We start from the raw sequence: 14,690 nt of genomic DNA, 5'->3' as shown, positions 1-14,690 counted from the left end.
GCCTTCCTGGAGGTCGATATGACAGAAGTTTCCATGAATGAGGCCCAGCAACCTGTTGCGGTCCCGTCAAGTTCCATGATGGATCGAAGCGCGGCACCCCGGGCAACGGTCGATCGAGAGGTGAGGCGTACGGTGGGTGAAGTGCGGGTCGAGAACCCCCGCATCCGTTGTAACGACATCAACGTGTATTACGGGAGCGTGCACGCCATCAAGGGCGTCAATCTCGATGTGGGTCGGAATGAAGTGCTGGCCATGATCGGTCCGTCCGGTTGCGGCAAGAGTACCTTTCTGCGCTGCCTGAATCGAATGAACGATACGATCGACGGCTGTCGCGTGACCGGCGATATTCTGCTGGATGAAAATAACATCAATAGCCGCGAGATCGATGTCGTCCCGCTTCGTGCGCAGGTCGGCATGGTGTTCCAGAAGCCCAATCCGTTTCCCAAGTCGATCTGGGAGAATGTAGCATTCGGGCCCCGAATCCATGGTCTGGCCCGAAGCCGGGCACAGCTCGACGAGGTCGTTGAATCGAGTCTGCGCCGTGCGGGTCTATGGGATGAAGTGAAGGATCGCCTCGACAAGCCGGGCACCGGTTTGTCCGGTGGTCAGCAGCAGCGCCTGTGCATCGCGCGGACCATTGCGGTGCAACCCGAAGTCATCCTGATGGACGAACCGTGCTCTGCGCTGGATCCCATCTCGACCGCCAAGATCGAGGAGCTGATTGACGAGCTACGCCAGCAATTCTCGATTTGCATCGTCACGCACTCGATGCAACAGGCGGCGCGCGTCTCGCAGCGCACGGCCTATTTTCATCTGGGCGATCTGATCGAGCTCGGCGTGACCGAGCAGATCTTCACCAATCCCCAGCATAAGTTGACCGAGGACTACATTACCGGTCGCTTTGGCTGATTGGCTGAGCGTTTTCGAACGGGACCCGCGCCGCGGGCAGTGTGGGGGTCATGAGCCAGAACCATTTGGAAGGCCATACGGTCCGCCGGTATGACGGCGAACTGAATCATCTCCATCTGCGCGTTCTGGAGCTGGGCGGCTTGGCTCTGCACCAGACCCGCAATGCCCTCATCGCCTTGCGGGATCGTGATCGGCGCGTCGCCAAGTCTGTTATCGGTCGTGAATGGGAAGTCAATCAGCTCGACGTCAATATCGACGATGAGTTGATCCTGGTGATCGCCCGGCGTGCGCCGGTCGCCCGTGACCTGCGCATCGTCATGGGGTTTGCCAAGACGGTCAACGAGTTGGAGCGGGTGGGCGATGAGGCCACCAAGGTCGCCCGTCTGGCGCTACAGGTATTCGATGGCTTCCGAATCGAACCCGCTGACGCGCTGATGTGGGATGTGCAGACCATGGGGCGGCGGGTGCTCGATTTGCTGGAGCGCGCAATGGATGCGCTCGATCGGCTGGATCTGTATCGCGCACAGGATGTCGCGGCCAGCCGCGCCGTTCTGGAGGCCGAATTCCAGGCTGGACTGCGCCGGCTGACCACCTATGTCATGGAGGATGCCCGCAACGTTGGTCAGGTCATCGCGTTGACACAGATCATCAAGTCGCTGGAGCGCATTGGGGATCATGCGCGTCACGTGGGCGAGTATGTGGTGTATCTGGTGTCCGGCGAAGATGTGCGCCACCAGAAATGCCAGCCCGATGAGACGGGCATCGGATCATCGGATGCCGAAGAATCCGACACGCACACCGATTCGCCCGATGGCAGCCCGCCCTAGCGGTGGTAGGCCGGGCTGAATTCCGCTATGGCATCGATAAAGGCCTGAACATGGCCGACCGGGATATCGGGTGTGATGCCGTGCCCGAGGTTCATGACATGCCCTGTGCCAACACCAAAGGATGACAGGATCCGCTGCACTTCTGTCCGAATCGCCGCCGGCTTCGCCCGCAGCACGGCAGGATCCAGATTGCCCTGCAATGCGACGCGGTGACCGATTCGGCGCCGCGCCTCGTCGAGCTCGATGGTCCAGTCCAGCCCCACGGCATCCGCGCCGGTATCGGCCAAGGCTTCCAGCCAGAGGCCGCCACCCTTGGTAAACACGATGACCGGAATGGCCTGGCCGTCGTGTTCCCGGATCAGCCCGTTCACGATCTGCTGCAGATAACGACGCGAGAATGCCTCGAACGCTGGCCCGCTCAGAGCGCCGCCCCAGGTGTCGAAAATCTGAACGGCTTGGGCGCCGGCGAGAATCTGCGCATTCAGATAGCTCGTTACCGCGTTGGCCAGACGTCCCAGCAGGTCGTGAGCGCGTGCGGGCTCATCGTAGATCAACGTCTTGATGTGGCTGAAACTGCCGGGACTGCCGCCTTCAACCATGTAGCAGGCAAGGGTCCAAGGGCTGCCGGAAAAACCAATGAGCGGGGTATGGCCGTCCAGTTCCTGTCGGATGAGCCGGACCGCATCCAGGACATAGCCCAGTTCGGCATCTACATCCAAGGCAGGGAGATTGCGGATGGCCTCGGCCGTCCGCAATGGGCGCTCGAATCGCGGTCCTTCACCCTCCACAAAATGCAGCCCCAGCCCCATGGCATCGGGAATAGTCAGGATGTCCGAGAACAGAATGGCCGCATCAAGGGCAAAGCGCCGCAGCGGCTGTAACGTGACTTCGCACGCCAGCTCTGGCGTACGGCAAAGGCTCATGAAATCTCCGGCCTGCTCGCGCAAAGCGCGATATTCCGGTAGATAACGTCCCGCCTGTCGCATCATCCATACCGGTGTACGATCTACCCCCTGTCGGGAAAGGGCGCGCAGGAACCGGTGGCTGGGCAGGGCGGGCGCGGTCATGATGCTGCGTCGCGCAGCAGGGCTTGTCGAATCTCGGTCTGAATGGCAGCGGCAGCCTTTGCCGGATCCGCCGCATCCCGGATGGGTCTGCCGACGACCAGGTAATCCGCGCCTTCCTGAAGCGCCTCGGTGGGCGTGACGATGCGCTTCTGATCGTCCGTTTCCCGATTGTCGAGTGGTCGGATGCCCGGTGTGACCACCACCAGGCGACCATCCACTTCCTGGCGCAGCCGTTTCACTTCCAGTCCGGAGGAAACGACGCCGTCGCATCCCGCTTCGAGTGCGCGGCGTGCACGAGACAGTACGAGTGCATCCAGGTCGCAGGCAAACCCCAAGTCGTCGAGATCGCCCCGATCCAGACTGGTCAGCGCGGTAACAGCCAGGATCTTGAGCTGCTCACCCTTGGCCGCTGCTGCAGCCTCCATCATGGACTGGTTTCCGTGGACCGTGGCGAAGGTAGCGCCCCGCTCGGCCAGACGGGCCACAGCTCGCGCCACGGTCGCCGGCACATCGAAGAACTTGAGATCCACGAACACGCGGGCATCGCGGTGACGGAGTTCATCCACCAGTTCAAAGATTCCCCCGGCCATGAACAGCTCAAGCCCGAGCTTGAAGAACCGTACCTGTCCCTCCAGTCGGTCAATGAAGTGCCGGGCCTCGGTGACGGTGGGTAGATCGACGGCGAAGATCAATCGCTCATCAACCGGGATCTCCTGATGAATCGGTTGCGTCGCCGACACTCGTTACACTCCCAGATGATCCAGTATGCCCTGGGCGGCTTCGCGCCCTTCGAACACCGCGGTGACCACCAGATCGGAACCGCGCACCATGTCGCCCCCTGCAAAGACCTTGGGATTGCTGGTTTGGCCGGTGTGCGCATGGCCGCTGGCACGGATGCGGCCATCGCTCTCCAGTTCGATGTCGAAGTCACTCATCCAGGCAGCTGGGCTGGGACGGAAACCGAAGGCCATGATCACCTGATCAGCCGGAACGACTTCTTCCGATCCGGGAATGACCTCGGGCTGGCGGCGACCCCGTGCGTCCGGCGCGCCCAGCTGGGTGGTTACGAACTTCACGCCTTCGACATGGCCATTGCCGATGATCTCGACCGGCTGGCGATTGAACAGGAAGCGCACCCCTTCCTCGGCGGCATTGCGGTATTCACGCCGCGAACCGGGCATGTTGGATTCGTCGCGGCGATAGGCACAGGTCACCCGTGCTGCGCCCTGGCGGATTGCCGTGCGATTGCAATCCATGGCCGTGTCCCCGCCGCCTAGCACGATCACGCGCTGGTCGCGCATGTCGAGTGGGGCACCCTGTACGGGGAGATTCATGACGCGGCGGACATTGGCGATCAGGTAAGGTAGCGCTTCATGCACGCCGTCGAGCTCTTCGCCCGGGAAGCCCCCGCGCATTGCGCTATAGGTTCCCATGCCCAGAAAGACGGCATCGTATTCTTCCAGCAGCTGTTCGAACGGAAGATCGCGGCCGATCTCGGTATTGAGCACGAACTGGACGCCCATGCCTTCCATCAGCTGGCGGCGGGTGTCGATCACCGACTTGTCGAGCTTGAAGGGTGGGATGCCGAATGTCAGCAGCCCCCCGATCTCCGGATAGCGATCATAGACCACCGCGGTGACGCCATTGCGCGCCAGTACATCGGCACAGCCGAGCCCTGCGGGGCCAGCGCCAATGATGGCCACCCGCTTGCCCGTCGCGACCACGTCGGACAAATCCGGGCGCCAGCCGCGCTTGACGGCCTCATCGGTGATGTATTTCTCGATGGAGCCAATCGTCACCGCCCCGAAACCGGTGTTCATCGTGCAGGCGCCTTCGCACAGGCGGTCCTGGGGACAGACCCTGCCGCAGATCTCCGGCAGGGAGTTGGTCTGATGCGACAGCTCGGCGGCTTCGAATAGCCGTCCTTCCCGGACCAGCTTGAGCCAATTCGGAATGTAGTTGTGTACCGGACACTTCCACTCGCAATAAGGGTTGCCGCAGGAAATGCACCGGCCGGACTGGGATTCCGCCGATTCGATATCGAACTGGCCATAGATCTCATCCCAGCGCCGAATGCGGATTTCAGCCTCGAGCTTGGGTGGGTCCTGACGGGGAACCTCCAGAAAGTGCAAGGGATCGCTCATGGGGATGGATATCCTCGGATAGGGATGAGGTCAGGCGGCCGTGCGCAACGAACCGATCAAATCCGCAAGGTCCATGGCCTTGGGCTTGACTAACCAGAAATGACCCACGTAGTCCGCGAAGTTGTCCAGGATTTCCTGCGCCCATGGGCTGCCGGTTTCCAGGGCATGTTCACGGATGAGGTCCTTCAGGTAGGTGCGCTGGGCTTCCATGTGTTCAGGACTGACGCGGTGGATGTCGATCAGCTCATGGTTGTGGCGATCGACGAAGTTACGTTCGAGGTCGAGCACGTAGGCGAATCCGCCCGTCATGCCGGCACCGAAGTTGATGCCGGTCGGCCCCAGTACCGCCACCACACCGCCGGTCATGTATTCACACCCATGGTCACCGACACCTTCCACAACCGCGACGGCGCCCGAATTGCGGACCGCAAATCGCTCACCGGCCTGGCCAGCCGCAAACAGCTTGCCGCCCGTGGCGCCGTACAGGCAGGTATTGCCCATGATCACTGCCTCACGGCCGACGTAGGCGCTTTGCGCGGGCGGGCGCAACACCAGCTTCCCGCCGGCCATGCCCTTGCCGACGTAGTCATTGGCATCGCCTTCCAGGAACAGATGCAGGCCGCCCGCGTTCCAGACGCCGAAGCTCTGACCCACCGTGCCCTTCAGATGGACGCGGATCGGGTTATCCTCGACCCCCGGGTTGCCGTATCGGCGCGCGATCTCCCCGGAGATTCGGGCACCGATGGAGCGGTGATTGTTGCGGGTCTGGTAGTGGAAGTCGCCCCCACCACCGGCCTCGATGGCCGGCAGCATGTCGGCCACCATGGTTTCCGCGAGTTCGCCCTTGTCGAAGGGCTCATTGTGCGGTTCCAGGCAGTATTGCGGTTTGTCCGAGCGCAGACCGAAATCGGACAACAAGGGCGTCAGATCCAGGCTCGCTGTCGCTTCGGTCGAGCCCGGCAGAATCTGTAACAGATCAGTGCGTCCGATCAGTTCCGTCAGAGAGCTCACGCCCAGACGCGCCATCCATTCCCGGGTGTCCTGCGCAATGAAACGGAAGAAGTTCATCACTTTTTCCGGCGTGCCATGGAAGTGCTTGTGGCGCAGGACATTATTCTGGGTCGCCACACCCGTGGCGCAGTTGTTCAGGTGGCAGACGCGCAGATAGATGCAGCCCAGTGCAACCATGGGTGCGGTTCCGAAGCCGAAACTTTCGGCGCCCAGGATCGCCGCCTTGACGACGTCGAGACCGGTCTTGAGGCCACCGTCGGTTTGCAGCCGCACCTTATCCCGCAGGTTGTTGGCGCGCAGGGTCTGATGAGTTTCGGACAGTCCCAGCTCCCATGGCGACCCGGCGTATTTCACCGAGGTCAGTGGGCTGGCACCCGTGCCGCCATCGTAGCCGGAGATGGTGATGAGGTCGGCATAGGCTTTGGCGACACCGGCGGCAATCGTTCCGACACCGGGCTCGGCAACGAGTTTGACCGAGACAAGGGCACGCGGATTGACCTGTTTCAGGTCGAAAATCAGCTGGGCCAGATCCTCGATCGAGTAAATATCATGATGCGGGGGGGGCGAGATCAGCGCCACGCCCGGCTTGGAATAGCGCAGCCGGGCGATCATCGGGTTGACCTTGTCCCCGGGCAGTTGCCCGCCCTCTCCGGGTTTTGCGCCTTGGGCGACCTTGATCTGCAAGACTTCCGCATTGACCAGGTAGTGGGGCGTCACGCCGAAGCGTCCGGAAGCCACCTGCTTGATCTTGGACATCTTTTCGGTGCCGTATCGCGCGGGATCTTCCCCCCCTTCGCCGGAGTTGGACCGCCCGCCGAGGCGATTCATGGCGATTGCCAGTCCTTCGTGCGCTTCAGGCGAGAGGGCGCCGAGTGACATGCCTGCGGAATCGAATCGCGGCAGGATGGCGTCGACGGGTTCCACCTGTTCGATTTGAATCGGTTTGAGATCCTCGCGGGGTGCTAGGAGATCACGCAAGGCGGTCGTAGGGCGCTCGTCGACCAATGCGGCGTAAGCCTTGTATTGGGCGTAGTCGCCCGTATTGACGGCTTGCTGCAGGGCACGGATCACATCGGGATTGAAGGCGTGATACTCGCCCCCATGGACGTATTTGAGCAGACCGCCATGGTCCATCAGCTTGCGCGGATTCCAGGCTCGCCAGGCCAGTTGCCGGATGGCCGCTTCGAGATGGGCGAAACGCGTTCCCTGGATGCGGGACACGGTGCCGGTGAAGCAGCGGCTGACTACCTCGTCGTGCAGCCCCACGATCTCGAAGAGTTGTGCGCCTCGATAACTGGCGATGGTGGAGATCCCCATCTTGGAAATGATCTTGTAGAGACCCTTGTTGATCCCTTTGCGATAGTTCTGCACCAGATCGGGCTGGATCGCTGGCGGGATCTCCCCGCTTTGTGCCATCTGATGGAGAACTTCATAGGCCAGATAGGGGTAGATTGCGGTTGCTCCGTAACCCAGCAGCACGGCGAAATGGTGGGGATCGCGCGCAGTCGCGGTCGCGACGATCAGATTCGCGCTACAGCGCAGGCCGCATCGGGTCAGGTGATGATGCACCGCGCCTGTTGCCAACAGGGCATGCACGGGATAGCGGTCGCGCACGACCTGCCGGTCATCCAGAACCAGGAAAACCTTGCCCGACTCGACCGCCGCGGCAGCGCGCCTGCACAGGTCGTCTAGCGCATCCTGCAGCGGTGTTTCGATCGGATAGTTCAGGTCGAGCTGCTCGGTCTCAAAGCCGGCGCGTTCCGGTTCCAGCAGGTTCTGGTACTTGCCCTCGGTCAGGACCGGCGAATCGAGCATGAGCCGATGGGCGTGGTCGGGGGTTTCCTCGAAGACGTTGCGCTCGGGGCCGAGACAGGTCTTGAGCGACATCACGACCTGCTCCCGCAAGGGATCGATGGGCGGATTGGTCACCTGGGCAAACTGCTGGCGGAAGTAGTCGTAGAGCGAGCGGCTGCGTCCGGAGAGCACGGCAAAGGGCGTATCGTCGCCCATGGAACCGACAGCTTCCTGGCCGGCTTCTCCCAGTACCCGCAGGATCTGATCTCGTTCCTCGAAAGACATGCCGAACAGCTTCTGGAAGACCGACAGTTCACCGTCGTTCATCGGTGAAGAGGTCAGCCGTCGATAGTGCAACTTGGATTCGATATGTCGGACATGTTCCTTCAGCCACTGCTTGTAGGGGTGGCGTGACTTGAGCATGTTGTCGATGTCGGAGGGGTAGAGGATCTGTCCGGTCGCGGTGTCGGCGGCGATCATCTGGCCGGGCTTCAGCCGGCCCTTGATGAGGACGTCCTCGGCCGCATAGTCGTAGACACCCACTTCGGAGGCCAGCGTAATGTGCCGGTCACGGGTGATGACATAACGTGCCGGACGCAGACCATTCCGGTCCAGCGCACAGGCGGCATAGCGGCCGTCGGTCAAGACGATGCCGGCCGGCCCATCCCAAGGTTCCATGTGCATGGAGTTGAATTCATAGAATGCCCGCAGATCCGGATCCAGCGTGTCCAGGTTCTGCCAAGCCGGTGGGATGAGCAGGCGCATCGCACGGAACAGGTCCATGCCGCCGGCCAGCAGGATTTCCAGCATGTTGTCCAGGCTTTCGGAGTCTGACCCCTTTAGCGAGACGATGGGCTGCAAGGCTTCGATGTCCGGCAGCAACGGCGTACGGAACAGCTTGGCTCTCGCCAGTGCCCAGTTGCGGTTGCCTTGAACGGTGTTGATCTCACCATTGTGGGCGAGATACCGGAACGGCTGAGCCAGTCGCCATTGCGGCCAGGTATTCGTGGAGAAACGCTGATGGAACACTGCCAGGGATGACTCCATGCGTTCGTCGTCCAGGTCACGGAAGAACACCGGCAGGTTGGCCGGCATGATCAGACCCTTGTAGGCGATGACATCCACGGCCAGGCTGGGAATGTAGAAATGGTCGTCCTGGGACTGCAGGGCCTTTTCGGCTTGCCGTCGCGCCAGGAACAGGCGGCGCTGAAACTCGCTGCGTTCCATGCCGGCCGGCGCGTTGACGAATATCTGTTCGATATGCGGCAGAGTCTTGAGCGCCTCATCACCGCAAGCGGATGGGTCGGTGGGGACCAGGCGCCAACCCGCCAGATCGATGCCTTGATTCGCAAGGGCGTCAGCCACGATCCCGCGCGCATGCTCGCGCTGCGCGGATTCCGGTGCGAAGAAGACCAGACCGCTGGCGTAATCGTCGGCGAGAACTAGTTCCGATTCGCGCGCAATGGCGCGTAGAAACGCATCCGGCTTCTTGAGCAGTAATCCGCAGCCATCCCCGGTTTTTCCATCGGCCGCGACGGCGCCCCGGTGAGTCAGTCGTTCCAGAGCGGTGATCGCGGTGCGCACCAACCAATGGCTGGGCTGGTCATCCATATGGGCGATCAGGCCGAAGCCGCAGCTTCCTTTTTCAAATTCCGGGCGATACAGGCCGTCGTATGTCTCGTGCATGGCGTGCTCTGCTGGCTGAAGCGAAGCATCGGCTTCGCAATGACAGGTGCGGTCAACTCGGGAATGCCTCCCCTCCCGGCGTCCGAACCCGGACGTGAGGGGGTATGCGCCGGGGGCCGTGGGGCGGCCTGCCAGTATATCCCGCAACTTTCAATCGGTTCAATGTGCAGGGAATGACGGTTCTGCCGGAGCGGCGGCATTCAAGCCGCCCGCCAGCCCCAAACGGCGCGCCTGCTCAAGGGCAAAGCGATCGGTCATCCCGGCAATATGATCGGCGACCGTCCGTGCCTGACCTGCCGTCCCGTTGGTGGAAAGCAAGTTTTGAGCCTTCAGGGCGGTATCGGCAGGCAGATCGTCCGGGTGGCTCATGAAGTGATCGAACAATGCGCGAATCAGTGCGTCGGCGTCCTGATTCATGGCAGTAACCTGGGGATGGCGATACAGCGCGCGGTAAAGGAAGCGCTTGAGTTGGCGTTGATGGGCTGCCATGGCTTCGCTGTAGGCGATCAGCGGAGCCGGTTGGATCCGGACTTCTTCCGGATCCTGGGGAGCGGCCTGCGCGAGTCGTTCCGCGCTGGTGGCGATCAGATCGCTGACCTCGCTGTTGATCATGCGGCGAACCGTTTCCGCAATATGGCGCCGGGGTGGCAGGCTGCCATAGCGCCGAGCGACAGCCTCATAGGGCGCGGCGAACAGGTCGATTTGCCGCAGTTGATCAATGCAGATCAGGCCGGATCGCAGTCCATCATCCACATCGTGGTTGTTGTAAGCGATCTCATCGGCCAGATTGGTGAGCTGTGCTTCCAGGCTGGGCTGTCCGCCCTGCAGAAACCGCGCGGCAACCGCCCCCAGTTCGGCAGCGTTCTTGCGGGCACAGTGCTTCAGAATCCCTTCGCGCGTTTCGAAGCAGAGGTTGAGCCCGTCGAAGTCGGCGTAGCGGGTTTCCAGCAGGTCGACGACGCGCAGCGATTGACGGTTGTGTTCGAAGCCGCCGTAAGGGCGCATGCAGTCGTTGAGGGCTTCCTGGCCGGCGTGACCGAAGGGCGTGTGGCCGAGATCGTGGGCCAATGCGATGGCTTCGGCGAGGTCTTCATTCAGACGCAGCGCGCGGGCGATGCTGCGCGCGATCTGCGCGACTTCAATGGTATGGGTCAGCCGGGTTCGGTACATGTCGCCAACGTGGTTGACGAAGACCTGCGTCTTGTATTCCAGTCGCCGGAATGCACCACAATGGACGATTCGGTCGCGATCGCGCTGAAATTCGGTGCGATAGGCCGGCGGGGGTTCTCCATGGAGGCGTCCACGGCTGTCGCGACTGCGTGATGCATAGCGCGCCAAGGCGGCTTCAGGGTCGAACGGAAACGATTCAGGGGCCACGTGGAAAGTGTTCCAAGAGCGCGCGCAGCGCGCCCGGGTCGGTGTCGCCACGCAGCTCGGCCTGCCCGATCGCGCGCAACAGCACGAGACGCAGGCGACCCGCCTGAACCTTCTTGTCCACGGCCATCAGCGCAAGAAACTGATCGGCGTCCAGGCTGGACGGCGCATGGACCGGCAGACCCGCGCGCTGGATCAGGCTGCGGGTGCGTTCGACGGCGGCGGCAGGCAATTGTCCCAGTCGGGCCGAGAGCTCGGCCGCCATGACCATGCCGGCCGCCACCGCCTCACCGTGCAGCCAGGCGCCATAGCCCACGCCGGTTTCGATGGCATGGCCGAAGGTGTGGCCCAGGTTCAGCAGGGCGCGCACGCCCCCTTCACGCTCGTCAGCCTCGACGATGGCGGCCTTGGTCCGGCAGGAGACAGCGATGGCGTGGGTCAATGTGTCCGCATCCCGATCGAGCAGTGCGTCGAGATGCTCCTCCAGCCAATCGAAGAATGCCGCGTCGGCAATGAGGCCGTACTTGATCACTTCCGCGATACCCGCGCGCAGCTCCCGATCCGGCAGCGTATGCAGGGTGTCCAGGTCGGCGATGACGCAGCGCGGCTGGTGGAAGGCGCCAATCATGTTCTTACCACGTGCATGGTTGACGCCGGTCTTGCCGCCCACGGACGAGTCCACCTGAGCCAGCAGGGTGGTCGGGATTTGGATGAAATCGATGCCCCGCTGATAGCAGGCGGCTGCAAAACCGGTGAGATCGCCGATCACACCACCGCCCAGCGCAATGAGGGTCGCGTCCCGACCGAAGCGGGCCGCGAGCAGAGCGTCCCAAATCCGTTCGGTGGTGGCGAGTGTCTTGGTGGCTTCTCCATCAGGCAGGATCAGCGTTTGGGGGCTGCGGCTGGCCAGTGCGCCCTGCAGCACGGGTAGGTGGTGCTGGGCGAGTACGGTATTGGTGACGATCATCACCTGGCCGGAGCCGAGGCAGGGGTCGTACAGAACCGATGCACCAAGCAATCCTGAACCGATGTGGATGGGGTAGCTGCGTGCGCCGAGATCGACAGTGACGGTTTTCATGGCGGTCGGATGCTTCGTTTCAAGAGGATGCGTGGGGCGGGGTGCGTGTGACGTTCTGCGGCTGAAGTCGCTCGGCCAAGCGCCTCGCCACATGACGCGGCTGTTCCCCATCGGTGTCTATCACCCAATCGGCGATTTCCCGATACAGCGGTTCGCGCGTCGCCAGCAACGCTTCCAGGCGCGCTTGCCGGTCGGGTGTTCTCAGCAAAGGACGATGGGTGCTGTGACGCGTGCGATGCAGCTGCTCGGGCACTGACGCCGCGAGGTAGATGACCAAGCCGCGCGCCTGGAGTGCTTGGCGAGTGTCCTTGTTCAATATGGCGCCTCCGCCCGTGGCCAGCACGATGTGATGTGCCTGGGAGAGTTCCGCGATGATGGCCGCTTCCCGACGCCGGAAGCCCACCTCGCCTTCGCGTTCGAAGATATAGGGGATATCGACACCGGTGCGGGTTTCGATTTCATGATCGGCATCGATGAAACGGTAGCTCAACAAGTTTGCCAGGCGCTGGCCCACGGTGGTCTTGCCCGCTCCCATGGGCCCGATGATAAAGATGCGCTCAGGCAAATTGTCCATGCGGGCCAGTATACCGGGGAGAGACGGGCGCAGCATCGGCCCGTCTGCGAGACCGGTGGGGTCAGGGCGCCATGGCCAAGCCTTCCTGCACGATCTTGGGCGTGATGAAGATGAGCAGCTCGCGCTTGGTATTGGCCTTGCTCGTCTGGCGGAACAGCGCGCCGAGCAGCGGAATGTCGCCCAGCAACGGCACCTTGTTGACGGTATCGTTGGTTTCCTGCTCGTAGACGCCGCCGAGCACGATGGTTTCGCCATTGCTGACTAGCACCTGGGTATTGAGTTCGCGCTTGTCGATGCTGGGGACAAAGCCACCCGTTCCGGTCGGGACCAACTGCCCCACGTTGTCCCGCGTCACCTTCAAATCCATGATGACCCGATTGTCTGGCGTGATCTGTGGAGTGACTTCCAGGGACAGCACCGCTTCCTTGAACGCGATGGAGGTACCTCCCGAAGAGCCGCCGGCGGATTGTTGATAAGGGATCTCGACACCTTGGCGGATGGAGGCCGTTTTTTGGTTGGCCGTCAGCACACGTGGATTGGACAGGATCTCGCCCTTGCCCTCGGCCTGCAGCGCTGAAAGCTCCAGGTCGACCAGGAAATCCTGACCGAGGATGGCCAGAGCGATGGACGCTGGCGTGCCCCCTGCCGGCGTGGCGGGCAAGTTGATGTTGAGCCGTTGTGGAAACCCGCCCTCTCCGGTGGGTATCTCGGTCGGAAAGACCGTTCCGTTGTCGATTCGGCTGTCGAGGGATCCGGCAACGCTGGTGTCAGTGCCGGCGAGCGTGCCGCTGAGGACGTTCAATCCGCGCTGCTTTTCGAACGAATCGATGCCGGTGAAACCGAAACGGGCGCCGAGATCACGGCTGAAGTCGTCGCTGGCAACCACGATGCGAGCCTCAATCAGCACCTGGGTGACCGGGATGTCCAGCTTGGTCACCAGATCTCGGATTTCACCCAGCCGATTGGCCGTATCCATTACCAGGAGCGTGTTCGTGCGTTCATCGACCGACACCTGTCCCTGAGCCGAGAGCAGGTTGCGTCCCTCGCTCTTGAGCAACGCGGCCAGATCCTTGGCCTTGGCGTAGTTGACCTGGATGAACTCCGAACGCATCGGCGCGGCTTGTTCGGCCTTGCGCTGCTGGTCGCGGAAGGCGGCAATCTCCGTGGACGGTGCAATCATCAGTGTGTCGCCGACCTCGCGCAGGGCGAGGCCGCGGCTCTGCATGATGATCTCCAGAGCCTGATCCCAGGGCACGTTCTGCAGCCGCAGTGCCATGGTCCCGCTGATGCTGTCGGAAAGCACAATATTGCGCCCCGAAACGTCGGCCAGGATTTGGAGCAGGGTGCGGGTTTCGACGTTCTGGAAATTGAGGCTGACCGGCGCGCCGCCGCCGAAGCGGCCGATTGCGCTGCCCGGCTCTTCGCGACGGGCCGGTGTGCGGAAGGCGATGGTGAGGGTGCCGTCGGTCTGGTAGGCCATGGCTTCCGCATTGGGTGCAGCGCGAATGGTGAGCACGGCATCCGGGCCGTTCTGGCGTGCCTCGATGCTGTAAACCGGGGTTGCAAAATCCCGTACATCCAGCCGCTGACGGAGCATCTCGGGAAGCACGGCTTTGTTGAGGGTGACCAAGGTGTCTTCGCCACGCTGGGTCATGTCCATGGTGACCTTGGGATCGGGCAGCGTGATCACGATCTCTCCCTCACCCTGCTCGCCGCGACGAAAATCCAGGCTCTTGATGCCATCGGATCGCACCGACGGCATGCGGGCTTCGGATTGCCGGGTATATGCCGGGGTGGGCATAGGCGGCGGGACCCGCTGGTTGTCCAGGGTCACGATGATGCGGTTGCCGTCGATCCGGGTCTGGTACTGGGGAAGTTCGGTGAGTTCGATCACCACCCGGGTTCGGCCGCGAGCCTCAGCCACCTGGACCGCCTGGGTCAGGCCGATGCCGACCGGAAAGCTGCGTTGGCGCGCGCGATTGGTGACCTGGGGGAGATCCAGCGCAATGCGGCTCGGCATCCGGGTCGTGAAAACACGGGGTTCCGGGGCGGGTCCGGAGAGAATCAAGCTGATGTCGAGCTGAGTCGCTCCGCGGCGACTGGTCTCGACGCGTTCCAACGCCAGCTCGGCATGGGCGGCAGCCACCAGGAAAGCCCACAGAAACCCGAATGAGAGCAGGCTTTGCCAGCGGAATGATGGTTTATGGACATGCATCGTCTTGTTCT

10 protein-coding genes are annotated in these 14,690 nt (G+C 62.4%); 2 read left to right on the top strand and 8 right to left on the bottom strand.

Annotated elements, in window-relative coordinates; genetic code table 11:
* The first annotated feature begins 75 nt into the window (after positions 1-75).
* The gene (gene pstB / locus E4680_RS05260) at positions 76-909 is read left to right on the top strand and encodes a phosphate ABC transporter ATP-binding protein PstB (protein WP_135281465.1); all 834 of its coding nucleotides are present in this window, start codon (positions 76-78) and stop codon (positions 907-909) included.
* Positions 910-959: 50 nt separating this feature from the next.
* Entirely contained in the window at positions 960-1,736 is a 777-nt protein-coding gene (gene phoU, locus E4680_RS05255) for a phosphate signaling complex protein PhoU (RefSeq protein WP_135281344.1), read from the top strand.
* Here phoU and hemE read toward each other — a convergent pair.
* The 8 genes from hemE to E4680_RS05215 form a co-directional block, all read right to left on the bottom strand.
* Positions 1,733-2,803 (bottom strand): uroporphyrinogen decarboxylase, encoded by a 1,071-nt coding sequence (hemE, locus tag E4680_RS05250; RefSeq protein WP_135281343.1) that lies wholly within the window; start codon positions 2,801-2,803, stop codon positions 1,733-1,735. The genes phoU and hemE overlap by 4 nt on opposite strands.
* A complete protein-coding gene (gene pyrF, locus E4680_RS05245; protein WP_205688760.1) occupies positions 2,800-3,543 on the bottom strand; it encodes an orotidine-5'-phosphate decarboxylase in 744 nt (247 codons plus the stop codon). The genes hemE and pyrF overlap by 4 nt, the downstream gene beginning before the upstream one ends.
* 3 nt (positions 3,544-3,546) lie before the next feature.
* Positions 3,547-4,947 carry an FAD-dependent oxidoreductase gene (locus E4680_RS05240; protein WP_135281342.1) on the bottom strand — a complete coding sequence of 467 codons (1,401 nt, stop codon included), beginning with the start codon at positions 4,945-4,947 and terminating at the stop codon, positions 3,547-3,549.
* A gap of 30 nt (positions 4,948-4,977) precedes the next feature.
* Positions 4,978-9,438, bottom strand: coding sequence for a glutamate synthase large subunit (gltB, locus tag E4680_RS05235; RefSeq protein WP_135281341.1), 4,461 nt, complete (start codon positions 9,436-9,438; stop codon positions 4,978-4,980).
* A 159-nt stretch (positions 9,439-9,597) separates the two neighbouring features.
* On the bottom strand, positions 9,598-10,815 hold the full coding sequence (locus E4680_RS05230) for a deoxyguanosinetriphosphate triphosphohydrolase (protein WP_205688759.1): 1,218 nt from the start codon (positions 10,813-10,815) through the stop codon (positions 9,598-9,600).
* The gene (gene aroB, locus E4680_RS05225; RefSeq protein ID WP_135281339.1) at positions 10,805-11,890 is read right to left on the bottom strand and encodes a 3-dehydroquinate synthase; all 1,086 of its coding nucleotides are present in this window, start codon (positions 11,888-11,890) and stop codon (positions 10,805-10,807) included. Before aroB ends, E4680_RS05230 begins: the two co-directional genes overlap by 11 nt.
* Positions 11,891-11,909: 19 nt before the next feature.
* Positions 11,910-12,500: a shikimate kinase AroK gene (aroK, locus tag E4680_RS05220; RefSeq protein ID WP_240696129.1), complete on the bottom strand. Its 591-nt coding sequence runs from the start codon at positions 12,498-12,500 to the stop codon at positions 11,910-11,912.
* 25 nt (positions 12,501-12,525) lie between these two features.
* Positions 12,526-14,679 carry a type IV pilus secretin PilQ gene (locus E4680_RS05215; RefSeq protein WP_135281338.1) on the bottom strand — a complete coding sequence of 718 codons (2,154 nt, stop codon included), beginning with the start codon at positions 14,677-14,679 and terminating at the stop codon, positions 12,526-12,528.
* Between the last annotated feature and the right edge of the window lie 11 nt (positions 14,680-14,690).

Origin of the sequence: Candidatus Macondimonas diazotrophica (assembly GCF_004684205.1) — a bacterium.
GTDB lineage: Bacteria > Pseudomonadota > Gammaproteobacteria > UBA5335 > UBA5335 > Macondimonas > Macondimonas diazotrophica.
This window is presented reverse-complemented; position numbering and strand designations above follow the sequence as displayed.

Bases quoted from the DNA above. Each gene is read 5' to 3' on its own strand.
- pstB (WP_135281465.1), top strand. From the start codon at position 76: ATGATGGATCGAAGCGCGGCACCCCGGGCAACGGTCGATCGAGAGGTG.
- phoU (WP_135281344.1), top strand. From the start codon at position 960: ATGAGCCAGAACCATTTGGAAGGCCATACGGTCCGCCGGTATGACGGC.
- hemE (WP_135281343.1), bottom strand. From the start codon at position 2,803: ATGACCGCGCCCGCCCTGCCCAGCCACCGGTTCCTGCGCGCCCTTTCC.
- E4680_RS05240 (WP_135281342.1), bottom strand. From the start codon at position 4,947: ATGAGCGATCCCTTGCACTTTCTGGAGGTTCCCCGTCAGGACCCACCC.
- gltB (WP_135281341.1), bottom strand. From the start codon at position 9,438: ATGCACGAGACATACGACGGCCTGTATCGCCCGGAATTTGAAAAAGGA.
- aroB (WP_135281339.1), bottom strand. From the start codon at position 11,890: ATGAAAACCGTCACTGTCGATCTCGGCGCACGCAGCTACCCCATCCAC.
- aroK (WP_240696129.1), bottom strand. From the start codon at position 12,500: ATGCTGCGCCCGTCTCTCCCCGGTATACTGGCCCGCATGGACAATTTG.
- E4680_RS05215 (WP_135281338.1), bottom strand. From the start codon at position 14,679: ATGCATGTCCATAAACCATCATTCCGCTGGCAAAGCCTGCTCTCATTC.